We start from the raw sequence: 22,959 nt of genomic DNA, 5'->3' as shown, positions 1-22,959 counted from the left end.
TCCGACAGAGGAGATGTCCATGAACCGCAGAACCCTTCTGGCCTCGGCCGCCGCCATGGCGCTGGTCGCCATGCTGCCCGCGCTGCCCGTTTCGGCGCAGACGCCGTTCCCCGAAGGCGAGAAGCTGAAGGTCGGCTTCATCTACGTCGGCCCGGTGGGCGACGGCGGCTGGTCCTACCAGCACGACCTGGGCCGGCAGGCGATCGAGGCCGAATACGGCGACCGGATCGAGACGACCTTCATCGAAAGCGTTCCCGAGGGCGCCGACGCCGAGCGTGCCCTGACCCAGCTGGCGCTGTCGGGCTGCAAGCTGATCTTCGCCACCAGCTTCGGCTTCATGGACGCGGTCATCAACACCGCCGCCAAGTTCCCCGACGTGAAGTTCGAGCACGCGACCGGCTACAAGCGGGCCGAGAACGTCTCGACCTATGACGCCCGCTTCTACGAGGGCCGCGCCGTCATGGGGACCATCGCGGGCCGCATGACCAAGTCGAACAAGATCGGCTACATCGGCTCGTTCCCCATCCCCGAGGTGATCCAGGGCATCAACTCGTCCTTCATCCATGCCCGTAAGGTGAACCCGGATGTCGAGATGCGCGTCGTCTGGGCCTACACCTGGTTCGACCCCGCCAAGGAGGCCGATGCCGCATCCGCCCTGCTGGCGGAAGGCGTGGACGTGATCCTGCAGCACACCGATTCCACCGCCCCGCTGGCCAAGCTGCAGGAAAAGGGCGGCATCGGCTTCGGGCAGGCGTCCGACATGGCGGCCTTCAAGCCGACCCCGCGCGTCAGCTCGATCATCGACAACTGGAACCCCTACTACATCCGCCGCGTGGGCCAGGTCCTGGACGGCACCTGGACCTCGCACGGGGTCTGGCTGGGGATCGGCGACGGCGAGGTCGAGATCGGCGAGATCACCGAGGCCGTGCCTGCCGAGGTCAAGGCCGAGGCCGAGGCCCTGCGCGACCAGATCGGCTCGGGCGCCTATCACCCCTTCACCGGCCCGCTGAACAAGCAGGACGGCAGCGCCTGGCTGGCCGAGGGGCAGAAGGCCACGGACGAGGAGCTGTCCTCGATGAACTTCTTCGTGGAAGGCATTTCCGCGCAGATCCCGAGCTGAACAAGCGTCAGGATGCACGAAGGGCGGGCCTTGCGGCCCGCCCTTTCCCATAAGGGGGCGTGGTCTGCGCGCACCCTGCGGCTGCCCCTCAGCCGCGATGCGACTCGATGAACCACAGGTCCTTGTCGGCCTGACGCGAGGCGGCGGTCAGGATGTCGGCGCTGTCGGCATCGCCCGCCTCGTCCACCGTGTCGATGGCCGTCCGCACCCGCTCTCCGTAGGCCCGCAGCCGGTCCGCGACCTCGCGCAGGTGATCCTCGGCCGAGGTCAGGTTGGTCGGATAGGGCTCGAGCCGGGTGGCGCGGGCAACCTCCTCGACCGTGCCGACGGCGGTGCCGTCGAGCTGCTGGATGCGCTCGGCCATGTCGTCGATGTTGGGATCGAGCCGCGTCTTCACCCCGTCCAGCAGCTCGTGGATGGCGATGAAGTTCGGCCCCTTGAGGTTCCAATGCGCCTGCTTCAGCGACATCGACAGCGACAACCCGTCGCTCATGCAGGCCTGCAGCTCCGAGATGGCGGTCTTGCGGGCATTGTCTTCCAGACCCTGCAGGTTCACGGGCATGATCTTCTCCTGATGTTGTTGATTTGCAGGTCAACGAACCGCAGGGCCCGAGGTTCCGCCGCCGCGCCGATCCACCGCAGCCGCAAACGGAAACGGCGCCCCAGGGGGACGCCGTTCAAGGGATGCCGATGGAGGCAGCGATCAGGCGGCGGTCGCCTGGTCGATGAACTTCACCGCGTCGCCGAAGGTCTGGATCGTCTCGGCGGCGTCATCGGGGATCTCGATGCCGAATTCTTCCTCGAAGGCCATGACCAGCTCGACGGTGTCCAGCGAGTCCGCGCCCAGATCGTCGATGAACGAGGCGGTCTCGGTGACCTTGTCCTCTTCGACGCCCAGATGCTCGACGACGATCTTCTTCACGCGATCAGCGATATCGCTCATGTCTCGTTCCTCAGTTACGGGCACTCCGCCCGGATGCGACCGGGACGCACCCGGCAACAAGCCGCGGGCGGGTCCCTGCGGCCTTGGCCCCGGCATATAGCAACGCCAATGTGATCCGCAACCGCTTTCGCGGCCCCTCAGACCATCGCCATGCCGCCGTTGACATGCAGCGTGGCCCCGGTGACGTAAGCCGCCTCGGGGCTGGCCAGATACAGCACGGCGGCCGCGATCTCGTCGGCGTGGCCCATGCGACCGGCGGGAATCTGGGTCAGGATGCGCCCCTTCTGGTCGTCGTTCAGCTTGTCCGTCATCGCCGTCTCGATGAAGCCCGGCGCCACGCAGTTGACCGTGATCCCGCGCGAGGCGACCTCGTAGGCGAGGCTTTTCGACATCCCCACCAGCCCGGCCTTGGCCGCGGCATAGTTCCCCTGTCCCGGGTTGCCCGTGGTGCCGACGACCGAGGTGATCGACACGATCCGCCCCCAGCGCGCCTTCATCATGCCGCGCAGCACCCCCCGCGCCAGCCGGAAGGACGAGGTCAGGTTCACGTCCAGCACCTGCGCCCATTCCTCGTCCGACATCCGCATGAACAGGTTGTCGCGCGTGATCCCCGCGTTGTTGACGAGGATATCGACCGAGCCCATCGCCTCGGCCGCCTTCTTCGGCAGTGCCTCGACGGCGGCCGGGTCACCCAGGTTCGCCGTCACCACATGCGCCCGCTCGCCCAAGCTGGCGGCGAGTTCCTGCAAGGGCGCCTCGCGCGTTCCCGACAGGGTCATGGTCGCGCCTGCCGCGTGCAGCGCCGCCGCCACGGCCCCACCGATGCCGCCCGAAGCGCCGGTGATCAGAGCGTTCTTTCCGGTCAGGTCGAACATCGCACTCTCTTTCTTCTTCGTAAAAATATCCCGGGATCGCCGTATACGACGGTGGGGCAAGCGCCCCGGTCCGGCCTCAGCCCTTCAGGGCCACGATGTCCTCGGGGGTGCCAACCGCCTTCGTCTCGACCCCCGGCGCGATGCGCTTGATCATGCCCGACAGCGCCTTGCCCGCGCCGATCTCCCAGAACTCGGTCACGCCCTGGTCGGCCATGAACTGCACGGATTCGCGCCAGCGCACGGACCCCGTGACCTGCTCGACCAGGAACTGCCGGATCGCGCCGGGCATGGTGACGGGTTCCGCGCGCACGTTGGCGATCAGCGGCACGGCAGGCTCGTGGATGTCCACGCCCGCCAGCGCGTCGGCCATCACGGTCGCGGCGGGCTGCATCAACGCGCAATGGAAGGGAGCGGACACGGGCAGCATAAGCGCCCGCTTGGCGCCGCGCGCCTTGGCCAGCGCCGCTGCCCGTTCCACCGCCGCCTTGTGGCCCGAGATCACCACCTGCGCCGGGTCGTTGTCGTTGGCGGCCTGGCAGACCTCGTCCTCGGCCGCCTCGCGGGCGATCTCGTCCACCGCCGCGAAGTCCAGCCCCAGGATCGCGGCCATGGCGCCCACGCCGACCGGCACCGCCTCCTGCATGGCGGTCCCGCGGATGCACAGAAGCCGCGCGGTGTCCGACAGGCTGATCGCCCCCGCGGCGCAGAGCGCCGAATATTCACCCAAGGAGTGCCCCGCCACGAAGGCCGCGTCGGTCACGGCGAAGCCCTCGGCCTCCAGCGCCCGCATGGCCGCGACCGAGGTCGCCATCAGCGCGGGCTGGGCGTTGCGGGTCAGCGTCAGCGTCTCGATGTCGCCTTCCCAGATCAGCGCGGACAGCTTCTCGCCCAGCGCCTCGTCCACTTCCTCGAAGACGGCGCGCGCCTGCGGATAGGCGTCGGCCAGCGCGCGCCCCATGCCGATGGTCTGGGCCCCCTGGCCGGGAAAGACGAATGCGCGCATCTTGAGCTTCCTCCATGCTTTGCGTTGGGATAGCCCGGTCACGGCGATCCCGCAACGGCAGGAGAGAGCGATGCCCGCAGCCAACACCTCGCGCGCCTATGGCAGTGTCCACCGTTTCCTGCACTGGACCATCGCCGTCCTGATCCTGTCAGCCATCGCCCTGGGCCTTTACGCCGAAAGCTTCCGCGCCGGCGGAGCGCAGACCCTGGCGCGGATGGTCGAGGTCTTCTCGATCCACAAGACCGTGGGCATCACCGTCCTGTTCCTGGCGCTGGCCCGCATTGTCTGGGTCCTGGTGCAGGGCCACCCGAGGCCCTTGCACCCGGAGCGCCGGCTGGAAAACTTCGTCGCCTCGACCGTCCACTGGGCACTTTACGGCGGCATGGTGCTGATGCCGCTGGCGGGCTGGCTGCTGCATTCGGCCGCACCGGGCGGGGGCTTTGCCGATATCCTGTGGCCCTTCGGCCAGCGCCTGCCGGGGGTGCCGCAGGACGCCGAACTGTCCGAGCGCTTCACCGCTTTCCACGTCAACGGATGGTGGCTGCTGGCGGGGCTGATCGCGCTGCACATCGGCGGCGCCTTGAAGCACACGATCATCGACCGGGATGCGACGCTGGCGCGCATGGCGGGCAACGCGGCGCTTGTGCCCGAGCCGCCGCGCCACCCGCACCGGCACCGCTGGCTGCCGCCGCTGGTGGCGCTGGCGCTTTGGGGCGGGCTGGCCACCTGGGCCGCCACGACTGAAAGGGCGCCGGAAGCGATTCTCGAACAAGCCTCCCAGCAGGCGCCTGCCTCCGTCGCGCCCGCGGAAACGGCGGCTTCGGCCTGGACGGTCCAATCCGGCACGCTCGGCCTTTCGGTCACCCAGGCGGGCGTTCCGGTCGAGGGGCAGTTCGGCACCTGGACCGCCACCATCGCCTATGACGAGGCGACCGGCACCGGCGAGGTCATGGCCGAGGTCAACATCGCCTCGCTGACCCTGGGCGCAGTCAGCGGCATGGCGACGGGGCCGGATTTCCTGAACGCCCAAGCCTTCCCGGCCGCCCGCTTCGAAGGGCAGATCGCCCGCACCACCGAAGGGGGCACGGCGCACCAAGCCACCGGAACGCTGACCATCGCGGGACAGGCGCAACCTGCCACCCTGCCCTTCGACCTGACGATCGAGGGCGACCAGCCGACCGCCAAGGGGACCCTGACGCTGGATCGCCGCGACTTCGGCGTGGGCGCGACTTACGCGGATGAAAGCACGGTGGCCTTCCCGGTTGTGGTCACAATCGACCTGATGGCCACCCGCGGCTGAGGCCCGAACGAAAAAGGCCGCCCCAAGGGCGGCCTTCGCATCGAATGGGATCAGGCGTTCAGCCGACCAGCTCGAGGCCCGAGAAGAAGAAGGCGATCTCTTCCTTGGCGGTTTCCGGCGCGTCCGAGCCGTGAACCGAGTTCTCGCCGACCGACAGGGCGAATTCCTTACGGATGGTGCCCGCATCGGCATTGGCCGGGTTGGTCGCGCCCATCACTTCGCGGTTCTTGGCGATGGCGTTCTCGCCTTCCAGCACCTGCACGACGACCGGCTCCGAGGCCATGAACTCGACCAGTTCGCCATAGAAGGGGCGGTCCTTGTGGACTTCGTAGAACTTGCCGGCCTGGGCGGGCGACAGGTGGATGCGCTTCTGCGCGACGATGCGCAGGCCCGCGTCCTCGAACTTGGCGTTGATCTTGCCGGTCAGGTTGCGGCGGGTGGCGTCGGGCTTGATGATGGAAAGGGTGCGTTCGATGGCCATGATGTCCTCGGGGTCCGGGGTTGTCTGATCGGCCGGGCGGCTAGCATGGGTCTTGCGCGAAGGAAACCCCGCGCCGACAGCCGCGCCCGAACGGAAAAGGGCGGACCCGCAGGCCCGCCCTTTCGATGTCCGTCGCTGCGTCCGATCAGACGAAGCGGATGTTGATCGCGGATTCGCGGCCGTCGCGGCCTTTTTCCAGGTCGAAGGTGACCTTCTGACCGTCAGCGGGGGCCTGCAGGCCGGCGCGCTCCAGCGCCGAGATGTGCAGGAACACGTCGCGGTTGCCGCTTTCCGGCTGGATGAAGCCGAAGCCTTTGGTCGAGTTGAACCATTTCACGGTGCCGTTGGCCATCGTGAGATCTCCTGTCATTCGCCATCCGCGGAAATGCGATGGCCCGGCGCAGTCAGTCATAGCAGCATACTGAAGCCGGTAGACGGAGACAGAGAGCAGATAGAAAAACGTTGCCCGCCCCATATAGGCGAGGTCGGGCCTTCCAACAAGGATATTCGCCCGAAGCCGATCAGCCGCGTTGACGAAGCTACGCGGCTGCTGCAAGCCCCGCCCATGCTGCGCATCGACGACATCTCTTATTCCATCGCGGGACGGCCGCTGTTCGACCACGCCTCGGCGGTGATTCCGACGGGGCACAAGGTCGGCCTTGTCGGCCCGAACGGCGCCGGCAAGACGACGCTGTTCCGGCTGATCCGGGGCGAACTCACGCTGGATGGCGGCACGATCGGCCTGCCCGCCCGCGCCCGCATCGGGGGCGTCGCACAGGAATCGCCCGCGACCGACATATCCGTGCTGGACACCGTGCTGGCCGCCGACACCGAACGCCACACTCTGATGGCCGAGGCGGAAACGGCCACCGACCCCCACCGCATCGCGGATATCCAGACGCGGCTGGCCGACATCGACGCCTGGTCGGCGGAAGGCCGCGCCGCATCCATCCTGCAGGGCCTGGGCTTCTCGACCGAGGACCAGTCGCGGCCCACGGGCGACTTCTCGGGCGGCTGGCGGATGCGCATGGCGCTGGCGGGAGTGCTGTTCGCCCAGCCCGACCTGCTGCTGCTGGACGAGCCGACGAACTACCTCGACCTCGAAGGCGCGCTGTGGTTGGAGGGCTACCTTTCCCGTTATCCCCACACGGTCATCGTCATCAGCCACGACCGGGGCCTGCTGAACCGCGCGGTCGGCTCGATCCTGCATCTCGAGGACCGCAAGCTGAACCTCTATGCAGGCGGTTACGACAGCTTCGCCCGCATCCGGGCCGAGCGTCGGGCGCTTCAGGCCGCCGAGGCCAAGAAGCAGGAGGCCCGCCGCGCCCACCTGCAAAGCTTCGTGGACCGCTTCCGCGCCAAGGCCACCAAGGCCGCGCAGGCGCAGTCCCGCCTGAAGGCGCTGGCGAAGATGGAGCCGATCACCGCGCCTGAGGAGGCGAAGTTCCACCGCTTCACCTTCCCCCAGCCCGACCAGCTTTCTCCGCCGATCCTCGCGCTGGACGGCGTCTCGGTGGGTTACGGCGACCGCGCGGTGCTGCGGCGGCTGAACCTGCGGATCGACCAGGACGACCGGATCGCGCTGCTGGGCCGGAACGGGCAGGGCAAGTCCACGCTGTCCAAGCTGCTGGCCGACCGCCTGCCCGCGATGGACGGAAAGGTGGCGCGCTCGTCCAGGCTGCGCGTGGGCTACTTCGCCCAGCACCAGGTGGACGAACTGCATCTGGACGAAACCCCCTTGGACCATGTCCGCCGCCTGCGGCCCGACGAGCCGCCCGCCCGCCTGCGCGCTCGGCTTGCGGGCTTCGGCCTGATGGAGGCGCAGGCGGAAACCAAGGTCCGCGCCCTCTCCGGCGGCCAGAAGGCGCGGCTGTCGCTGCTGTTGGCCACCATCGACGCGCCGCACCTGCTGGTGCTGGACGAGCCGACCAACCACCTCGACATCGAATCGCGCGAGGCGCTGACCGAGGCGCTGAACGACTATACCGGCGCCGTGGTGCTGGTCAGTCACGACATGCACCTGCTGGAACTGGTCGCCGACCGGCTGTGGCTGGTGGTCGAGGGCGCAGTGTCACCCTATCCCAATGACCTCGAAACCTACCGCAAGTCGCTGCTGACCACGGACGAGCCCGAGCGTCCGAAGGAAACCCCGAAACCCGCGCCGAAGAAGGCCAGCCGCGACGAGATCCTGGATCTACGGGCCGAGGTGCGCCGCGGCGAGGAACGGGTCGAGAAGCTGACCGCCATGATGGCGAAGATCAGCGAGAAGATGGCCGACCCCGCGCTTTACGACGACCCGGCCGAGGCCGAGAAATGGGGCCGCAAGCACGCCGAGGCCGCCGAGGCCCTGCCCCGCGCCGAGGCCCTGTGGATGGACGCCCTGGAACGGCTGGAGGCCGCCGAGCGCGGCTGAACGCCCTTGCGCGGAGTCGCCCGCCGACGAATGCTTGACCCGAATCCCGGAGACATCCCCATGCGCGCCAGCCTCCCCCTGCTTCTTGCCGCCCTTGCCCTGCCGCCCGCCGCCCAGGCGCAGGAGGGCTGGGGCCTTGCCGCCGACATCGGCCTTGGCGCCGAGACCGAGCCGGACTGGCTGGGCTCGAAGGACATGGAAGCCTCGCCCTGGATCATCTTCCGCAACTTCGACGTGACCGCGCCGGGCCAGCCGGCGACGCGCGACGGCTCGTCCGACGGCCTGCGGGTCGTGCCGACCTTCAACTGGCGCGGCGGGCGCGATCCGGGCGATTCGGAGGCGCTGACGGGCCTTGACGACATCGACCGCACGATCGAGGCGGGCGTGCGCTTCCGCTATACCCGTGGCCCGGCCAGCGGCTACCTGGTCGTCCGCAAGGGCTTCGGCGGTCATGACGGGCTGGTGGGCGCGGTCGGCGCGAAATACCGCATCGCCCCGAACGAGCGCCTGACCCTCTGGCCGGGGATCGAGGGCAAGTTCGGCGACGAGCACTTCACCCGCACCTTCTTCGGCGTGACCGAGGGCGAATCGGCCCGCAGCGGCTACGAGGCCTATTCGCCCGATGGCGGCTTCTACGCCGTCGGCGCCAGCCTCGAGGCGCGCTACGCCCTGACCCCCACCCTCGCGGTCGTGGGCGAGGCGGAATATTCCCGCCTGACGGGCGACGCGGCGGACGCGCCCTTTGTCGAGGAAAAGAACCAGCCCGCGCTGCGGCTGGGCATCGTCAACCGCTTCAGCCTGCGGTTCTGAGTTGCCCTCATGGTCTTTCGTCCCGGACCGCCAGCCCCTATATGCGGGAACGAACCCGAGACGGAGGCCGACCCATGTATCAGACGCAGCCGACCGAGGGCGAGCCGCTGATCGCGCCCTCGACCACCGACCATCCGCTGTACGACAGCGTGGTCGAGGCCTGCCGCACGGTCTATGACCCGGAGATCCCGGTCAACATCTTCGACCTTGGCCTCATCTACACGATCGCCATCGACGACACGAACGCGGTGCGCATCCTGATGACGCTGACCGCGCCGGGCTGCCCCGTGGCGGGCGAGATGCCGGGCTGGGTCGCCGATGCCGTCAATGCCATCCCCGGCGTCCGGCAGGTGGACGTGGACATGGTCTTCCAGCCCCCCTGGGGGATGGAGATGATGTCGGACGAGGCGCGGCTGGAACTCGGCTTCATCTGATGGGGCCTGCCCGCCGGGCGATGCTGGCCGGCCTGCCCTATGATCCCGAGGACAACGAACTTGCCGCCCTGCGTCGCCGCGCGCAGGACCTGATGCGCAGCTACAACGCCACCATCGACGGCGACGACCGCAGCATCCTGTCGGACCTTCTGGGCAGTTGGAACGGCGCGGTGATCCGCCCGCCCTTTTACGTGGACTACGGCCTCCACATCCATTTCGGCCCGGGCTGCTTTCTGAACTACGGCTGCGTCTTTCTGGACGTGGCCGAGATCCGCCTTGGCGCCCGCGTCCAGGTCGGACCCATGGCGCAGGTCCTGACCGCCGACCACCCCCGAGAGGCCCATCGCCGCGCGGCGGGCGAGGAGTCGGGCCGTCCTGTCACCATCGGCGACGATGTCTGGATCGGCGCGGGCGCGCTTGTCCTGCCGGGCGTCACCATCGGCGCGGGCGCGATCATCGGCGCGGGCGCGGTCGTGACGCGTGACGTGCCGGCAAGGACCACCGTCGCGAGCAACCCGGCCCGGCCGATCGCCTCGAAGCCCCCGTTCATCTGAGAGCCGACGGCCTCGTCTGACCCGGATACCCGCTGCGGCCCTTGGCGTGGGATCAGCGACGGGGCGGACGCCAGCTTTGCACCCAGCCCCGGAAGCGGCCCCGCGCCTCGCGCGCCTCGGCCCCCAGCCGGTCGCGCGCACGGTCGGCGCGGGCGTCCATCTGCTGCAGCCGCCGCTCGGCCCGTGTCACGGCGGGCGAGATGCGGGCCTCGCGGAAGCGGTTCCAGGCACGCCAGAACAGCGCCAGCAGCACCCCGAGGATGACCAGGATCATCAGCGCGGGCCAGTTCGTCGGCCGCTCGCCCGGCCCCGCGACGGGGGTGATCGAGATCGCGTTGGGAAAGATCGTCAGCAGGTCGTTGCGCCAGCCGTAGGAGGTGACGCTGACCCAGCGCGGGTTGTCCGCCGTGGACCGCAGGTCGCCCGCGACCGCATGCAGGTTCGAGCTGTCGTACTTGAAATAGGGCGGCCAGATCAGGCCCGTGTCCTCGTTGCGGTAAACCAGCGGCTTGCCGTTCGGGCGCACCGTGTCGATGAAGCGGACGTCGCGCGATCCCTGCGCGTTCTCGACCGTGCCGGTGCGGGGCGAGGCATAGAAGAGCCGGTTGCTCCAGTTCAGGTCGGTCAGCTTGTTGTAGGTGTTGGTGATCCGCACCGTCTCGCGCGAGGGCAGCGCATAGTCGAGGAACAGGAAGACCGCGACGCCGAACAGCACCCCCAGCACGACCTGGACATTGCGCATGGACATGGGGCTCTCCTCGGCTGCGGGTGGCGGGACCATAGACGCGACGGCGCGCAAGGGAAACGCCCGCCTCGCCTCATGGCAGAACGGCGCTGCCTCGCCCGCCGTTCCGCTTGACGCCGGGGCGTGCCATGATGGGCGAAAAGACACGAGGCCATCGACCGTGACCAGGACCCTGCCCATCGGCGCGCTGATCTATTTCTTCGCGGCGCTGATGCTGTCGCTGTATTTCGCCTTCGCCGCCGTGCAGGGCCCTTCGGGTATCCTGCGCCGCGTGCAGCTTGAAGCCGAGACGGCCGAGCTCGTGGCCGAACGCGACCGCCTGCAGGCCGAGGTGGAGCGGATGCGCAACCTGACGCGCCGCCTGTCGGACCAGTATCTCGACCTCGAACTGCTGGATGAGCGCGCCCGCGACGTTCTTGGGCTGGTGCGCGCCGACGAGCTGATCGTTCGCTGACGCCACGTCAGAAATCGGCTTGCGCGTCTCCGGCACCCCGCCGTAAGTTTAGTTCAACGTTGAACTACTTGCGCCGGAGGATGCAGATGGCCAGAAAGCCGACCGAGACTGCCGCGCCAGCCGCGTCCGCGAATGTCTCGCGCGACGAGCTGTTGAAATACTACCGCGACATGCTGCTGATCCGCCGGTTCGAGGAAAAGGCCGGCCAGCTTTACGGCATGGGCCTGATCGGCGGCTTCTGCCACCTGTACATCGGCCAGGAAGCCGTCGTGGTGGGGCTGGAGGCCACCGCCAGGGACGGCGACAAGCGCATCACCTCCTATCGCGACCATGGCCACATGCTCGCCTGCGGGATGGAGGCGCGGGGTGTCATGGCGGAACTGACCGGGCGCATCGGCGGCTATTCCAAGGGCAAGGGCGGCTCGATGCACATGTTCAGCCGCGAAAAGCACTTCTACGGCGGCCACGGCATCGTGGGCGCGCAGGTGCCGCTGGGGGCGGGCCTTGCCTTTGCCGACAAGTACAAGGGCAACGACAACGTCACCTTCACCTATTTCGGCGACGGCGCCTCGAACCAGGGCCAGGTCTATGAAACCTACAACATGGCCGAGCTCTGGGCGCTGCCGGTCGTCTTCGTGATCGAGAACAACCAGTATGCCATGGGGACCAGCATGAAGCGGTCCACCCGGTCCACGACGCTTTACGGCCGCGGCGAGGCCTTTGGCATCCCCGGCGAGCAGGTGGACGGCATGGACGTGCTGGCGGTCAAGGCTGCGGGCGAAAAGGCGGTTGCGCACTGCCGCGCCGGCAACGGGCCCTACATCCTGGAAATGATGACCTACCGCTATCGCGGCCATTCCATGTCGGACCCCGCGAAATACCGGACGCGCGAGGAGGTGCAGAAGATGCGCGACGAGCGCGACCCGATCGAAAGCGTCCGCAACCTGCTGCTGACCGGGAAGCACGCCAGCGAGGATGATCTCAAGTCCATCGACAAGGAGATCAAGGACATCGTCAACGACTCGGCCGACTTCGCCCGCGAAAGCCCCGAGCCGCCGCTCGATGAGCTCTGGACCGACATCTATGCCGACGACGCGCCGCAGAAGACGGCCGAAGACGTGAACGTGTGAGGGCTGACGCATGGCAACCGAAATCCTGATGCCCGCCCTGTCCCCGACGATGGAGGAAGGGACGCTGGCCAAGTGGCTGGTCAAGGAAGGCGACACGGTGAAATCCGGCGACATCCTGGCCGAGATCGAGACCGACAAGGCTACGATGGAATTCGAGGCGGTCGATGAGGGCACCGTGGGTCGCCTGCTGGTGTCCGAGGGCACGCAGGGGGTGAAGGTGAACACCCCGATCGCCGTCCTCGTGGCCGACGGCGAATCCGCCGACGCCGCGCCCCAGGGCTCTGCCCCTCAGGCCGCCGAGCCGCTGGCCCAGCCCGGCCAGGGCGAGGCCAGCAAGGACGAAACTGGCGAGGCGCCCGAACGCGCCCCCGCCGCCGCGAAATCCGCCGTCGAGCAGGTCAGCACCCCTGAGCCCGACGAATCCCCCGACTGGCCCGAGGGCACGACCGTCAGGCAGATGACGGTGCGCGAGGCGCTGCGCGAGGCCATGGCCGAGGAGATGGAGCGCGACGAGACCGTCTTCCTGATGGGCGAGGAGGTCGGCGAATACCAGGGCGCCTACAAGATCAGCCAGGGGCTTCTGGACCGCTTCGGTCCCCGCCGGGTCGTGGACACGCCAATCTCGGAAATGGGCTTTGCCGGCATCGGCACTGGCGCGGCCTTCGGGGGCCTGCGCCCCATCGTCGAGTTCATGACCTTCAACTTCGCCATGCAGGGGATGGATCACATCATCAACTCGGCGGCCAAGACGCTTTACATGTCGGGCGGGCAGATGGGCTGTCCCATCGTCTTCCGCGGCCCGAACGGCGCCGCCGCCCGCGTGGCGGCCCAGCACAGCCAGGACTACGCCGCCTGGTATGCGGCGATCCCCGGCCTCAAGGTCGTGCAGCCCTATACCGCGGCCGACGCCAAGGGGTTGCTCAAGACCGCGATTCGGGACCCGAACCCGGTGATCTTCCTTGAAAACGAGATCCTCTACGGCCGCAGCTTCGACGTGCCGCAGATGGACGACTTCACCATTCCCTTCGGCAAGGCCCGCGTCGCCCGCAAGGGCCGCGACGTCACCATCATCAGCTTCGGCATCGGCATGGCCCATGCGCTGGAAGCGGCCGAGAAACTGGCGGGTGACGGCATCGACGCCGAGGTGCTGGACCTGCGGACCCTGCGTCCCATCGACTATCCGGCAATCCTCAAGTCGGTGCAGAAGACCAACCGCGTGGTGACGGTCGAGGAAGGCTTCCCCGTGGGGTCCATCGGCAACCACCTGTCGGCCTGGATCATGGAGAACGCCTTCGACTGGCTCGACGCCCCGGTGATCAACTGCACCGGCAAGGACGTGCCCATGCCCTATGCGGCGAACCTGGAACGCCTCGCGCTGATCACGGCGGACGAGGTGGTCGAGGCCGTCCGCAAGGTCACCTATCGGTAAGGGGAAAGACAGATGGCAACGCAGATCCTGATGCCCGCCCTGTCCCCGACGATGGAGGAAGGGACGCTGGCCAAGTGGCTGGTGAAAGAGGGCGACACGGTGAAATCCGGCGACATCCTGGCCGAGATCGAGACCGACAAGGCCACGATGGAGTTCGAGGCCGTGGACGAGGGTGTGATCGGCAAGATCATGGTTTCCGAGGGCACGCAGGGGGTGAAGGTCAACACCCCCATCGCCGTGCTGGTCGAAGACGGCGAAAGCGTGGATGACGCCGCAGGCGCGGCGAAGCCCCCGGCTGCCGCGTTCGGCGGCGCGGAAGGCGCATCGACGGCTGCCGAGGAAAAAGCCGCCGCCGAAAAGGGCTATGGCGGTCCCATCGGCGCCCCGGTCGCGGGGGACGGCGGTGCGGGTGCTGCCCCCGGCGCTGCCCCGCCCAGGGACAAGGGCGAGCGCGTCTTCGCCTCGCCCCTCGCCCGCCGCATCGCGGCCGAACGCGGGATCGACCTGTCAGGCCTGACCGGCAGCGGCCCCAGGGGCCGGATCGTCAAGGCCGATGTCGAGAATGCCCAGCCCGGCGCCGCAAAGCCCGCGACCCAGCCCACCCAGGCCGCGGCCCCTGCCCCCGCGCAGGCCGCAACCGCCGAGGCGCCCAAAGCCGCTGCCGCCCCGCAGGGCATGGGTTACGAGACCGTCCGCAAGCTGCTGGAAGGCCGCGAGACCGAGGAGGTCGCCCTCGACGGGATGCGCCGCACCATCGCCGCGCGCCTGTCCGAGGCCAAGCAGACCATCCCGCATTTCTACCTGCGCCGGTCGGCCAAGCTGGACGCGCTGATGGAGTTCCGGGGCACGCTGAACAGCCAGCTAGGGTCCCGCGGCGTCAAGCTCAGCGTCAACGACTTCATCATCAAGGCCTGCGCGCTGGCGCTGCAGCAGGTGCCGGATGCGAATGCCGTCTGGGCGGGCGACCGGATCATCAAGCTCAAGCCCTCGGACGTGGCGGTGGCTGTCGCGATCGAAGGCGGGCTGTTCACCCCGGTCCTGAAGGACGCCGATAAAAAGACGCTGTCGGCGCTGTCGACCGAGATGAAGGACCTTGCCACCCGCGCCAAGACCAAGAAGCTCGCGCCCCACGAATACCAGGGCGGCAGCTTTGCGATCTCGAACCTCGGCATGTTCGGGATCGAGAACTTCGACGCCGTGATCAACCCGCCCCACGGCGCGATCCTGGCGGTTGGCGCGGGCATCCAGACGCCCGTGGTCGAGAACGGCGAGGTGGTCGTGCGCAACGTCATGTCCATGACGCTGTCGGTCGATCACCGGGTCATCGACGGTGCCCTCGGCGCGCAGTTGCTCGACGCCATCGTGAACCACCTCGAGAACCCGATCGGGATGCTCGCCTGAGCCATCCCGCAGCCGCCAAGGGAAAGGGCGCCTCCGAAGGGCGCCCTTTCTTGACTCGAAGGTTTCCGGGAAGACTGGAAGCAGCCCCCTACTCCGCCGCAGAAGGCTCGGCCCGGTTCAGCCCAAGGCGGCGCTGCAGCCAGCCGCCGACCCGCTGCTGCCCGCCATGCAGCAGCGAGAACAGCGAGGGCACGAACAGCAGCGACAGCAGCGTCGACAGCAGCAACCCCCCGATCACCGCAATGGCCATGGGCGAGCGGAACTCGGACCCTTCCGCTGTCGAGATGGCCGAAGGCAGCATCCCCGCCGCCATGGCGATGGTGGTCATGATGATCGGCCGCGCCCGCTTGTGGACGGCGTCCAGGATCGCGTCGCGCTTGGCGGCACCCTCGTCCATCGCCTGCACCGCGAACTCGACCAGCATGATGGCGTTCTTGGTGACAATCCCCATCAGCATCAGGAAGCCGATCACCACCGCCATGCCGATGGCATTGCCCGTGGCATAAAGTGCAAGGATCGCGCCGCCGATGGCCAGCGGCAGCGACAGAAGGATGCTGATGGGCGTCACGAAGTTGTGGAACAGCAGCACCAGCACGACATAGACCAGCAGCGCCCCCGCCCCCATGGCGAAGCCGAAGGCGCCAAAGACCTCGCCCATGATCTCGGCGTCGCCCGAGGCCTCGAACTCGGTCCCGGGCGGCAGGCTCAGCCGGTCCTGCGCCGCCTGCACCTTGGCCGCGACCGGCCCCAGGATCGCCCCGTCCGCAAGGTTGGCCGAGACCGTGGTGCGATAGCGCTGGTCATAGCGGGAAATCTGCGTGGCCCCCGCGGACAGCGACACGTCCGCTACGGCGCCCAGCGGCACCTGCCCGACCGAGGACGGCACGCGCAGGTTCCGCAACTGCAGCAGGTCCTCGCGTGCCTCCTCGTTCAGGCGGACCATGATCGGGATCTGCTCGTCGCCCGCGTTGAATTTGGGCAGGTTCGATTCGGAATCGCCCAGCGTCGCCACCAGCAGCGTCTGCGCCATGGCGGCGGTGGACACGCCCATCTGGGCCGCGCGCTCGACATGCGGCGTGATCTGGATCTCGGGCCGCTGCAGCGCGGACGACGAGGTCACGCTTTCCAGTTCCGGCATCCCGCGCATCTCGGCCACCAGCATCCCGGCGGCCTGCGCCGCGCCCTCCTCGGTGTCGCCCAGGACGCTGACCGTCAGGTCGTTGGCCCCCGCTTCGTTCTGGAAGTTCAGCCGCACGTCGGGCGTGTCGGCGAGGAAGCCCTTCAACTGCTCCTCGATCTCGAACTGGGTGCGCTCGCGGCTGGCCTTGTTGCCATAGTTGATCATCAGCCGCGACTTGGTGGGCTCCGAGGTGCCTCCCATGACGAAGACGGACTGCACCTCGGGGATCGCGGCCACGCGGGCGGTCAGGGCGCGCGTCACCTCCTCGTTGTCGTCCACGGTCGATCCGGGGGGCAGTTCGACCTCGATCTGGCTGCGGCCCACATCGGCGGGGGCGATGAACTCGGTCGGCAGCAGCGTGGCCGAATAGATCGAACCCGCGAAGACGCCGAGGCCCAGCAGCAGCGTCAGCCCCCGGTGCCGCATGGTCCAGCGCAGCACGGCCATGAGGCCGCGCATGAAGCGCCCGTCACGCTCCTCCTCGGGGTGGCCCGCGCCGCGCAGGAAATAGGCGGCCAGCATGGGCGTCACGATCCGCGCGACCAGCAGCGAAAACAGGACCGACACCGCGACGGTCAGGCCGAACTGCTTAAAATACTGCCCGGCGATCCCGCTCATGAAGCCCACGGGCGCGAAGACCGCGACGATCGAGAAGCTGATCGCGATGACGGTGGTGCCGATCTCGTTCGCGGCTTCCTCTGAGGCCTGGTAGGGGGGCGAGCCCATGTGCATGTGGCGCACGATGTTCTCGATTTCCACGATCGCGTCGTCCACCAGGATGCCGGTGACCAGCGTGATCGCCAGCAGGCTGATCCCGTTCAGGGTGAAGCCCAGCGCGTCCATGACGAAGAAGGTGGGGATCACCGACAGGGGCAGCGCAACCGCCGCGATCACCGTCGCGCGCCAGTTGCGCAGGAACAGCAGCACCACGATGACAGCCAGCGCCGCGCCTTCATACAGCGTGTGCATCGCGGTCTCGTAGGACTGCTCGGTATAGGTCGTGGTGTCATCGACTAGGGTGATGGTCAGGTTGGGATAGCGTTCGGCGATCTCGGCCAGCCGCTCCTTGGCGTTGTCGCCGGCCATCAGGTCGGATTCGCCCGTCGCGCGATAGACGCCGAAGGCCACCACGGGCTTGCCGTCCAGCAGCGCGAAGCTGCGTTCGTCCGTGGGCCCGTCGGTGACGGTGCCCAGCTGGTCCAGCCGCACCGTCTTGCCGCCCGCGATGGACACCGGGGTCGCCGCGAGTTGCGCCACCGTGTCGGCGGACCCCAGCGTGCGGATGGAATATTCCGTGCCCGCCAGGTCGCCGCGCCCGCCGCCCATGTTGACGTTCTGGGATCGCAGCTCGTTCGAGACCTCGGCCGCCGTCAGCCCGTGCGCCAGCAGCCGGTCGGGGTCAAGCGCGACCTCGATCTGGCGGTCGGCGCCGCCGATGCGGCTGACCTGGCCGATGCCGCGCAGGGTGGTCAGCTCGCGCGCGATCACGTCGTCCACGAACTTGGACAGGCCCTCGATGGACCGCGTGGGATCGCCCACCGCATAGGTCAGGATCGGCATCCCCGTCACGTCAAGGCGGCGGACCAGCGGCTCGGTGATGGACTGCGGCAGGTCGGACCGCACGCTCGCCACCGCGTCCTTGACGTCGTTCAGCGCCCGGTCGCTGTCGGTTTCCAGCTCGAACTCGACCGTCAGGCTGGCCGAGCCGTCCGAGGCGGTGGCGCTGATATGGCGCATTCCCTGAACATTGGCGATGGCGTCCTCGATCGGGCGGACGACCTGCGAGATAAGCTCGGTCGGGGCGGCGCCGGGCTGGGCGACGGTGACCGAGACGATCGGCAGGTCCACGTTCGGCATGGCCGTGACCGGCAGGCGCAGGAAGCTGACCAGCCCCAGCACGACCAGCACCAGGAAGATGGCGATGGGCGGGACAGGGTGCCGGATGGACCAGGTGGACAGGTTCATGGCTGCACCCCGGCCTGGGCCGCCGGGGTCACCGGCTCGGTCGGGATCGGCACCGCCGCCTCGATGGTGGCCGCAGCGGCAGGGGTGGCCAGCGCGGCCGCGGGCGCGGCGACCACCGGTTGCGCGGCCGGCTGGACCGAGGCCACGGCAGGCGCGTCCAGGTCTCCGGTCGTCGCGTTCACCCGGTCGCCGCTCGTGAAGAAGGCGCCCGCGCGGGCGATCACCGTCTCGCCCGCGACCAGGCCGTCCCGGATCTCGCGCCGCTCCTGCCACAGAAGGCCCGCGTCCACCGGCCGTGTTTCGACGACTCCGTCCGCCACGACCTGCACGCGCGAGCCCGAGGCATCGGCCAGGATCGCCGAGGCGGGAACCGTCACCGCATCATGCCGGTCGGTGATGATGTCGCCGCTGGAAAAGAGCCCCGTCAGCAGCCGCTCGTCGTAATCCAGCTCGACCCGGACAAGGCCCAGCCGCGTTGTCGCGTCCACGGCGGCGGGCAACTGGCGCACCCGGCCCGTGACGCGGCCCACGCCCGCGACCTGAAGCTCGGCCGGCTGGCCGGGGCGCAGCTGGGGCAGGTCGGTCTCGATCACCTCGCCCTGGAACTCGATCGAGCCGTCCGCGATCAGGGTGAACATCGGTCCCGAAGCGGCCGAGGCGATGCTGCCCAGTTGCGCGCTGCGGCTGGCGACCCGTCCCTCCACGGGCGAGACGATGCGCGTGCGGTCCACGTTCAGTTGCGCGATCTCGCGCGCCGCCCGCGCCTGCGCCCCGGCAGCCTGGGCGACGGCCAGCCCTTCGCGCGCGCTGGTGGCGGCGGCACGGGCGGCGGCCTCGGCGGCGATGGCCTGATCCAGCGAGGCCTGGGTTCCGCTGCCGCTGCGGCGCAGGCTGCGGGCGCGTTCCAGCGCGGTGACGGACTGGGTCAGCGCGGCCTCGGCGCTGGAAATCTGGCTTTCGGCCTGGCTGACGCCTGCGGTGGCGCGCTGCAGTTCGGCCTCGGCCTGGGCCAACTGCGCCCGCACGGTTGCATCCGACAGGCGGGCAAGCTCCTGCCCCTTTTCCACGCGGTCGCCCGCCTCGGCGCCCAGCGAGGTGATCTCGAGCCCCTCGACCTGCGGATAAACCTGCACCTCGGCCCGCGCAACCAGCGTGCCCGACAGCGGCACGCGCCGCTGCACCTCGGTCACGGCGGCAGGCTCGACGGTGACGGTCGGAACGGCCGTGGCGGCGGGGGCGGCCGGTTCCTCGGGCGGGGCGCCGCCCATGGCCAGCAACGGGCCGGGAACAAGCAGGATCAGGGCTGCAAGAAGGGGAAGGCGCCGCATGGGTCTGATGTCTCTCTGGTGCCGATGGCACATAAGAGCCACCCTGACGCGCCACAATGGCCGCGTTCAAGGCGTTGACGCGATGGTGCCTAGATGTTGACCCGGACGCCGGGCAGACGCAGCTCGACCAAGAGGTCGCGCAGTTCCTGCCGCGCGGCGATGTTCGACATGGACAGGTTCTGCGTGCCGATGTCGCGCAGGTCCAGAAGCGTCAACCCGCGCGGGAACAGCTCGCGGAAGATCACCCGCTCGGCAAAGCCCGCAGCGACCCGGAACCCGATGCGGCGCGACAGCCGCGTCAGCGCCTCGCCCACCTTGCGCTTGTTGTGCATCTCGGTCGTGCCAAGGCGGTTGCGCAGCACCACCCAGTCGATCGGGCCCGCCCCCGCCTGGCCCCGCAACTGGCGCGCGGACCAGACCATCTCGGCATAGATCGATGGTCCCAGCACCTCGCCCTGCGGCGAGATGCGGGCAAGCAGGTCAAAGTCGATGAAGCTGTCGTTCATCGGCGTGACCAGCGTGTCGGCCAGCGTATGCGCCATCTGGCTCAGCTTCGTATGCGAGCCGGGGCAGTCGATGACGATGAAATCGTGGTCCGGGTCCAGCCCCGCCACGGCAGCCGACAGGGGGTCCCCGCCCTCGTCGCGCGGCAGTTCGGCCAGCGTGGGGGTGGGCAGCGACAACCCCTCGCGGTCCATGAAGGCCATGCGGTTTTCCAGGTAGCGGCCGAAGCTGCGCTGGCGCACGTCAAGATCCAGCGCCCCCACGCGGTGCCCCATGCGGGCCAGCGCGGTCGCCACATGCATCGAGGTGGTGGATTTCCCCGAGCCGCCCTTTTCGTTGCCGACAACGATGATATGCGCCACGAATCGCCTCGCTTCAGATCGGCGGAAGGCTAACGGGCCGGGCGGGACAAGTCATGGCGGTCCCGACGCCCGTCTGTGGACAATCGCCGCCCTTGGACGGTTCCTTGCCGATGGCCCCCGCCGCATGAGAAAGCGCCGCCCTTTCGGGGCGGCGCTTCCGGGTTCCGGTGCCGGGGATCAGAAGCCCAGGCCGGCGTACTTGTTCTTGAACCTGGAGACGCGTCCCCCGGTGTCCATCAGCTTGGCCGAGCCGCCGGTCCAGGCCGGGTGCGAGGTCGGGTCGATGTCCAGGGACATCGTGTCGCCTTCCTTGCCCCAGGTCGAACGGGTCTGGTAGGTCGTGCCATCCGTCATCTTGACGGTGATCATGTGGTATTCGGGATGGGTATCGGCTTTCATCGCGCGCGACCTCAGGCGTTGGCGTCGGCCTTGGCGGCCTTCGGCTTGTAGTTGGACACTTCGGCGATACGGGCGGATTTGCCGCGGCGATCGCGCAGGTAGTACAGCTTGGCGCGGCGGACGCGGCCACGGCGCACGACCTCGATCGAGTCGATGTTGGTCGAGTACAGCGGGAAGACGCGCTCGACGCCCTCGCCGAAGGAGATCTTGCGGACGGTGAAGGAGGCACCGATGGTCTCGCCACCCTTGCGGCTGATGCAGACGCCTTCGTACATCTGCACGCGGGTGCGGGTGCCTTCCGTCACCTTGTAGCCGACGCGCACGGTGTCGCCGGCCTTGAAGTCGGGAATGGTCTTGCCGAGCGAGGCGATCTGCTCGGCTTCCAGTTGGGCGATCAGGTTCATCGCGATTGATCCTCGTCATGCTCGCGGTGGTTCCGCGATTGGTCTGATGCGCCCGAGAGCTGCGTCCTTCGGTTCGGGTCCATACCGTCGCGGTATGCCCGCCACAGGTCGGGGCGGCGTTCCTTTGTCAGCCTTTCGGCCTCGTCGTTCCGCCAACGCGAAATTGCCGCGTGATTTCCGGACAGAAGAACATCCGGGATCCTGCGGCCTTCCCATTCGGCGGGCTTCGTGTACTGCGGATGCTCAAGCAGGCCGTGGGAAAAGGACTCCTCGGCCAGAGATTCCTGATTCCCCAGCACGCGCGGTATAAGGCGGACCGTCGCGTCGATCAAGACCTGAGCGGCGATCTCCCCTCCGGTCAGGACGTAATCGCCGATGCTGATTTCGGTCACGTCGAAGGCGTCCAGCACGCGCTGGTCCACGCCCTCGAAGCGCCCGCAGATGAGGGTGACGCCCGGCCCCTGCGCCAGGCGGCGGGCGAGACCTTGGGTCAGCGGGCGGCCGCGCGGGGAAAGATAGACCACAGGCAGGTCCGGCGCGGCAGCTTTCGCCTCGCGCAGGGCGGCGGCCATGACGTCGGGGCGGATGACCATGCCCGCGCCGCCGCCGGCCGGGGTATCGTCCACGTTGCGGTGCCGCCCGATGCCGTGGTCGCGCAGCTGGATCGTGCGCAGCGACCACAGCCCTTCGGTCAGCGCGCGGCCCGTCAGCGACAGGCCCAGCGTGCCGGGGAAGGCCTCGGGGAACAGGGTGATGACCTGCGCGGTCCAGGCGCCCGCGAGTTCGGGCGGCGCCATCAGGTCGCGCGGCCGCAGCGTGGGGCGCACGGCCACCCGGCCATGGGAGCGGGAGGGCGGCTCAGCCATCGCGGCCTCCGCCAATGGGGAACCAGTCGGTGCCCGCCATGACTGCGCCTGCACCGGACAGCGCCAGAGGGCCCAACCCACCCCAGTTGCCGGACCAGCCGAGGCTGCGGGTCAGGGCGGCGGCGCCGAGGTACAACGCGACGCAGGTTAGCGTAGCCAGAGCCGTGGCTCCGGCCAGATGGAAGGGTGAGCGCCAGGTTTCCCCGGGCGCGGCCAGTACAAGCCCGAAGACGGCCAGCAGTGCGAACAACCCCACTGACCAGGCCCCTGCCCGGCCGAGACCCGCGAGCAGCGGCCTGGCGAAGATCAGCACCCGCCCGATCCACTGGCGCGACGATACCCTATTCATCCGAAACGGGCGGGTCTGCGACGATGCGTCCGGCGGCCAGATCGACCGTCGGCACCGCCGCTTTCGTGAAGGGGATCAGAAGAATGCCCGAGGAACCGTAAACCTCGAGGATGTCCCCCGCGCCGTGATCGTAGATTGCGCGCACCCGGCCGAGGGTCGCGCCGCCCGTGTCCATCACCTCGAGCCCGATCAGGTCGGCATGGTAGAATTCGTCGTCCGGCAGCGAGGGCAGCGCCGCGCGGTCGGCCCAGAGGGTCGCGCCCTTCAGCGCGTCCGCCTGTTCCTTGGTCTCGATGCCCGACAGCCGGGCGCCGAGGCCCCCGTTGACGGGACGCGTCAGCTTGACCGCGAAGCGGCGCTTGCCGTCCTCGCTGGTCAGTTCGCCATAGGTGGCGATGTCCTCGGCGACGGCGCAGAAGCTTTTCAGCCGCACCTCGCCACGAACGCCGAAAGCGCCGGCAATGGCGCCGACGCAGATGCGGTTGGACGGTTCAGCCATGCGCTTGCCCC

Annotated in this window: 25 protein-coding genes; 10 read left to right on the top strand and 15 right to left on the bottom strand. The window is 68.6% G+C overall.

The window, feature by feature from the left end:
* Nucleotides 1-19 precede the first annotated feature (19 nt).
* Nucleotides 20-1,120: a BMP family ABC transporter substrate-binding protein gene (locus BLQ03_RS02880; RefSeq protein ID WP_090752524.1), complete on the top strand. Its 1,101-nt coding sequence runs from the start codon at nucleotides 20-22 to the stop codon at nucleotides 1,118-1,120.
* A gap of 88 nt (nucleotides 1,121-1,208) precedes the next feature.
* Here BLQ03_RS02880 and dps read toward each other — a convergent pair whose 3' ends face one another.
* The 4 genes from dps to fabD all read right to left on the bottom strand — a co-directional run bounded on the left by dps (nucleotide 1,209) and on the right by fabD (nucleotide 3,941).
* On the bottom strand, nucleotides 1,209-1,682 hold the full coding sequence (gene dps / locus BLQ03_RS02875) for a DNA starvation/stationary phase protection protein Dps (RefSeq protein WP_090752522.1): 474 nt from the start codon (nucleotides 1,680-1,682) through the stop codon (nucleotides 1,209-1,211).
* A 141-nt stretch (nucleotides 1,683-1,823) separates the two neighbouring features.
* Complete coding sequence (locus BLQ03_RS02870) at nucleotides 1,824-2,063, bottom strand: acyl carrier protein (RefSeq protein ID WP_090752520.1); 240 nt, start codon at nucleotides 2,061-2,063, stop codon at nucleotides 1,824-1,826.
* A gap of 137 nt (nucleotides 2,064-2,200) precedes the next feature.
* Complete coding sequence (gene fabG, locus BLQ03_RS02865; protein WP_090752518.1) at nucleotides 2,201-2,938, bottom strand: 3-oxoacyl-[acyl-carrier-protein] reductase; 738 nt, start codon at nucleotides 2,936-2,938, stop codon at nucleotides 2,201-2,203.
* Between the two features lie 76 nt (nucleotides 2,939-3,014).
* Nucleotides 3,015-3,941 (bottom strand): ACP S-malonyltransferase, encoded by a 927-nt coding sequence (gene fabD, locus BLQ03_RS02860; RefSeq protein ID WP_090752516.1) that lies wholly within the window; start codon nucleotides 3,939-3,941, stop codon nucleotides 3,015-3,017.
* Nucleotides 3,942-4,011: 70 nt separating this feature from the next.
* Here fabD and BLQ03_RS02855 point away from each other — a divergent pair, with 70 nt between their 5' ends.
* Nucleotides 4,012-5,241: a cytochrome b/b6 domain-containing protein gene (locus BLQ03_RS02855; RefSeq protein WP_090752514.1), complete on the top strand. Its 1,230-nt coding sequence runs from the start codon at nucleotides 4,012-4,014 to the stop codon at nucleotides 5,239-5,241.
* Between the two features lie 58 nt (nucleotides 5,242-5,299).
* Here BLQ03_RS02855 and ndk read toward each other — a convergent pair whose 3' ends face one another.
* Both ndk and BLQ03_RS02845 read right to left on the bottom strand, forming a co-directional pair.
* Nucleotides 5,300-5,722, bottom strand: a complete 423-nt coding sequence (gene ndk / locus BLQ03_RS02850) for a nucleoside-diphosphate kinase (protein WP_090752512.1) — start codon at nucleotides 5,720-5,722, stop codon at nucleotides 5,300-5,302.
* Nucleotides 5,723-5,867: 145 nt separating this feature from the next.
* On the bottom strand, nucleotides 5,868-6,074 hold the full coding sequence (locus tag BLQ03_RS02845; RefSeq protein WP_090752510.1) for a cold-shock protein: 207 nt from the start codon (nucleotides 6,072-6,074) through the stop codon (nucleotides 5,868-5,870).
* A gap of 213 nt (nucleotides 6,075-6,287) precedes the next feature.
* Here BLQ03_RS02845 and BLQ03_RS02840 point away from each other — a divergent pair, with 213 nt between their 5' ends.
* The 4 genes from BLQ03_RS02840 (at nucleotide 6,288) to BLQ03_RS02825 (ending at nucleotide 9,933) form a co-directional block, all read left to right on the top strand.
* Entirely contained in the window at nucleotides 6,288-8,135 is a 1,848-nt protein-coding gene (locus BLQ03_RS02840) for an ABC-F family ATP-binding cassette domain-containing protein (protein WP_090752508.1), read from the top strand.
* 60 nt (nucleotides 8,136-8,195) lie between these two features.
* Complete coding sequence (locus BLQ03_RS02835) at nucleotides 8,196-8,945, top strand: MipA/OmpV family protein (protein ID WP_175558751.1); 750 nt, start codon at nucleotides 8,196-8,198, stop codon at nucleotides 8,943-8,945.
* Nucleotides 8,946-9,019: 74 nt separating this feature from the next.
* Nucleotides 9,020-9,379, top strand: coding sequence for an SUF system Fe-S cluster assembly protein (locus BLQ03_RS02830; protein WP_090752503.1), 360 nt, complete (start codon nucleotides 9,020-9,022; stop codon nucleotides 9,377-9,379).
* Nucleotides 9,379-9,933 (top strand): sugar O-acetyltransferase, encoded by a 555-nt coding sequence (locus BLQ03_RS02825; RefSeq protein WP_175558750.1) that lies wholly within the window; start codon nucleotides 9,379-9,381, stop codon nucleotides 9,931-9,933. Before BLQ03_RS02830 ends, BLQ03_RS02825 begins: the two co-directional genes overlap by 1 nt.
* A 52-nt stretch (nucleotides 9,934-9,985) precedes the next feature.
* Here BLQ03_RS02825 and BLQ03_RS02820 read toward each other — a convergent pair whose 3' ends face one another.
* Nucleotides 9,986-10,681, bottom strand: a complete 696-nt coding sequence (locus BLQ03_RS02820) for a DUF1523 family protein (protein WP_245688650.1) — start codon at nucleotides 10,679-10,681, stop codon at nucleotides 9,986-9,988.
* A 157-nt stretch (nucleotides 10,682-10,838) separates the two neighbouring features.
* Between BLQ03_RS02820 and BLQ03_RS02815 the strand changes: the two genes are divergently transcribed.
* The 4 genes from BLQ03_RS02815 to BLQ03_RS02800 all read left to right on the top strand — a co-directional run bounded on the left by BLQ03_RS02815 (nucleotide 10,839) and on the right by BLQ03_RS02800 (nucleotide 15,092).
* Nucleotides 10,839-11,132, top strand: a complete 294-nt coding sequence (locus BLQ03_RS02815) for an FtsB family cell division protein (RefSeq protein WP_245688649.1) — start codon at nucleotides 10,839-10,841, stop codon at nucleotides 11,130-11,132.
* A gap of 86 nt (nucleotides 11,133-11,218) precedes the next feature.
* The gene (gene pdhA / locus BLQ03_RS02810; protein WP_090752501.1) at nucleotides 11,219-12,262 is read left to right on the top strand and encodes a pyruvate dehydrogenase (acetyl-transferring) E1 component subunit alpha; all 1,044 of its coding nucleotides are present in this window, start codon (nucleotides 11,219-11,221) and stop codon (nucleotides 12,260-12,262) included.
* A gap of 10 nt (nucleotides 12,263-12,272) precedes the next feature.
* Nucleotides 12,273-13,691, top strand: coding sequence for a pyruvate dehydrogenase complex E1 component subunit beta (locus BLQ03_RS02805; RefSeq protein WP_090752499.1), 1,419 nt, complete (start codon nucleotides 12,273-12,275; stop codon nucleotides 13,689-13,691).
* 12 nt (nucleotides 13,692-13,703) lie between these two features.
* The gene (locus BLQ03_RS02800) at nucleotides 13,704-15,092 is read left to right on the top strand and encodes a pyruvate dehydrogenase complex dihydrolipoamide acetyltransferase (RefSeq protein ID WP_090752498.1); all 1,389 of its coding nucleotides are present in this window, start codon (nucleotides 13,704-13,706) and stop codon (nucleotides 15,090-15,092) included.
* An 88-nt stretch (nucleotides 15,093-15,180) separates the two neighbouring features.
* Here the strand turns inward: BLQ03_RS02800 and BLQ03_RS02795 are convergent, their stop codons facing one another.
* The 8 genes from BLQ03_RS02795 to rimM form a co-directional block, all read right to left on the bottom strand.
* Nucleotides 15,181-18,237: an efflux RND transporter permease subunit gene (locus BLQ03_RS02795; RefSeq protein ID WP_090752496.1), complete on the bottom strand. Its 3,057-nt coding sequence runs from the start codon at nucleotides 18,235-18,237 to the stop codon at nucleotides 15,181-15,183.
* Nucleotides 18,234-19,565, bottom strand: coding sequence for an efflux RND transporter periplasmic adaptor subunit (locus BLQ03_RS02790; protein ID WP_090752494.1), 1,332 nt, complete (start codon nucleotides 19,563-19,565; stop codon nucleotides 18,234-18,236). The genes BLQ03_RS02795 and BLQ03_RS02790 overlap by 4 nt, the downstream gene beginning before the upstream one ends.
* An 89-nt stretch (nucleotides 19,566-19,654) precedes the next feature.
* Nucleotides 19,655-20,431: a division plane positioning ATPase MipZ gene (locus tag BLQ03_RS02785; RefSeq protein ID WP_090752490.1), complete on the bottom strand. Its 777-nt coding sequence runs from the start codon at nucleotides 20,429-20,431 to the stop codon at nucleotides 19,655-19,657.
* 177 nt (nucleotides 20,432-20,608) lie between these two features.
* Nucleotides 20,609-20,830, bottom strand: coding sequence for a 50S ribosomal protein L31 (gene rpmE, locus BLQ03_RS02780; RefSeq protein WP_090752488.1), 222 nt, complete (start codon nucleotides 20,828-20,830; stop codon nucleotides 20,609-20,611).
* 11 nt (nucleotides 20,831-20,841) lie between these two features.
* Entirely contained in the window at nucleotides 20,842-21,234 is a 393-nt protein-coding gene (gene rplS / locus BLQ03_RS02775) for a 50S ribosomal protein L19 (protein ID WP_090752485.1), read from the bottom strand.
* Nucleotides 21,231-22,100 (bottom strand): tRNA (guanosine(37)-N1)-methyltransferase TrmD, encoded by an 870-nt coding sequence (gene trmD, locus BLQ03_RS02770; protein ID WP_090752482.1) that lies wholly within the window; start codon nucleotides 22,098-22,100, stop codon nucleotides 21,231-21,233. The genes rplS and trmD overlap by 4 nt, the downstream gene beginning before the upstream one ends.
* The gene (locus BLQ03_RS02765; protein WP_090752480.1) at nucleotides 22,093-22,449 is read right to left on the bottom strand and encodes a hypothetical protein; all 357 of its coding nucleotides are present in this window, start codon (nucleotides 22,447-22,449) and stop codon (nucleotides 22,093-22,095) included. Before BLQ03_RS02765 ends, trmD begins: the two co-directional genes overlap by 8 nt.
* The gene (gene rimM / locus BLQ03_RS02760; protein WP_090752478.1) at nucleotides 22,442-22,948 is read right to left on the bottom strand and encodes a ribosome maturation factor RimM; all 507 of its coding nucleotides are present in this window, start codon (nucleotides 22,946-22,948) and stop codon (nucleotides 22,442-22,444) included. The genes BLQ03_RS02765 and rimM overlap by 8 nt, the downstream gene beginning before the upstream one ends.
* Nucleotides 22,949-22,959: the final 11 nt, after the last annotated feature.

Source organism: Paracoccus chinensis (assembly GCF_900102885.1).
GTDB lineage: Bacteria > Pseudomonadota > Alphaproteobacteria > Rhodobacterales > Rhodobacteraceae > Paracoccus > Paracoccus chinensis.
Note: the sequence above shows the minus strand (reverse complement) of the source record. Positions and strands in the feature narration are given on the sequence as shown.

Bases quoted from the DNA above. Each gene is read 5' to 3' on its own strand.
- BLQ03_RS02880 (WP_090752524.1), top strand. From the start codon at position 20: ATGAACCGCAGAACCCTTCTGGCCTCGGCCGCCGCCATGGCGCTGGTC.
- dps (WP_090752522.1), bottom strand. From the start codon at position 1,682: ATGCCCGTGAACCTGCAGGGTCTGGAAGACAATGCCCGCAAGACCGCC.
- BLQ03_RS02870 (WP_090752520.1), bottom strand. From the start codon at position 2,063: ATGAGCGATATCGCTGATCGCGTGAAGAAGATCGTCGTCGAGCATCTG.
- fabG (WP_090752518.1), bottom strand. From the start codon at position 2,938: ATGTTCGACCTGACCGGAAAGAACGCTCTGATCACCGGCGCTTCGGGC.
- fabD (WP_090752516.1), bottom strand. From the start codon at position 3,941: ATGCGCGCATTCGTCTTTCCCGGCCAGGGGGCCCAGACCATCGGCATG.
- BLQ03_RS02855 (WP_090752514.1), top strand. From the start codon at position 4,012: ATGCCCGCAGCCAACACCTCGCGCGCCTATGGCAGTGTCCACCGTTTC.
- ndk (WP_090752512.1), bottom strand. From the start codon at position 5,722: ATGGCCATCGAACGCACCCTTTCCATCATCAAGCCCGACGCCACCCGC.
- BLQ03_RS02845 (WP_090752510.1), bottom strand. From the start codon at position 6,074: ATGGCCAACGGCACCGTGAAATGGTTCAACTCGACCAAAGGCTTCGGC.
- BLQ03_RS02840 (WP_090752508.1), top strand. From the start codon at position 6,288: ATGCTGCGCATCGACGACATCTCTTATTCCATCGCGGGACGGCCGCTG.
- BLQ03_RS02835 (WP_175558751.1), top strand. From the start codon at position 8,196: ATGCGCGCCAGCCTCCCCCTGCTTCTTGCCGCCCTTGCCCTGCCGCCC.
- BLQ03_RS02830 (WP_090752503.1), top strand. From the start codon at position 9,020: ATGTATCAGACGCAGCCGACCGAGGGCGAGCCGCTGATCGCGCCCTCG.
- BLQ03_RS02825 (WP_175558750.1), top strand. From the start codon at position 9,379: ATGGGGCCTGCCCGCCGGGCGATGCTGGCCGGCCTGCCCTATGATCCC.
- BLQ03_RS02820 (WP_245688650.1), bottom strand. From the start codon at position 10,681: ATGTCCATGCGCAATGTCCAGGTCGTGCTGGGGGTGCTGTTCGGCGTC.
- pdhA (WP_090752501.1), top strand. From the start codon at position 11,219: ATGGCCAGAAAGCCGACCGAGACTGCCGCGCCAGCCGCGTCCGCGAAT.
- BLQ03_RS02805 (WP_090752499.1), top strand. From the start codon at position 12,273: ATGGCAACCGAAATCCTGATGCCCGCCCTGTCCCCGACGATGGAGGAA.
- BLQ03_RS02800 (WP_090752498.1), top strand. From the start codon at position 13,704: ATGGCAACGCAGATCCTGATGCCCGCCCTGTCCCCGACGATGGAGGAA.
- BLQ03_RS02795 (WP_090752496.1), bottom strand. From the start codon at position 18,237: ATGAACCTGTCCACCTGGTCCATCCGGCACCCTGTCCCGCCCATCGCC.
- BLQ03_RS02790 (WP_090752494.1), bottom strand. From the start codon at position 19,565: ATGCGGCGCCTTCCCCTTCTTGCAGCCCTGATCCTGCTTGTTCCCGGC.
- rpmE (WP_090752488.1), bottom strand. From the start codon at position 20,830: ATGAAAGCCGATACCCATCCCGAATACCACATGATCACCGTCAAGATG.
- rplS (WP_090752485.1), bottom strand. From the start codon at position 21,234: ATGAACCTGATCGCCCAACTGGAAGCCGAGCAGATCGCCTCGCTCGGC.
- trmD (WP_090752482.1), bottom strand. From the start codon at position 22,100: ATGGCTGAGCCGCCCTCCCGCTCCCATGGCCGGGTGGCCGTGCGCCCC.
- BLQ03_RS02765 (WP_090752480.1), bottom strand. From the start codon at position 22,449: ATGAATAGGGTATCGTCGCGCCAGTGGATCGGGCGGGTGCTGATCTTC.
- rimM (WP_090752478.1), bottom strand. From the start codon at position 22,948: ATGGCTGAACCGTCCAACCGCATCTGCGTCGGCGCCATTGCCGGCGCT.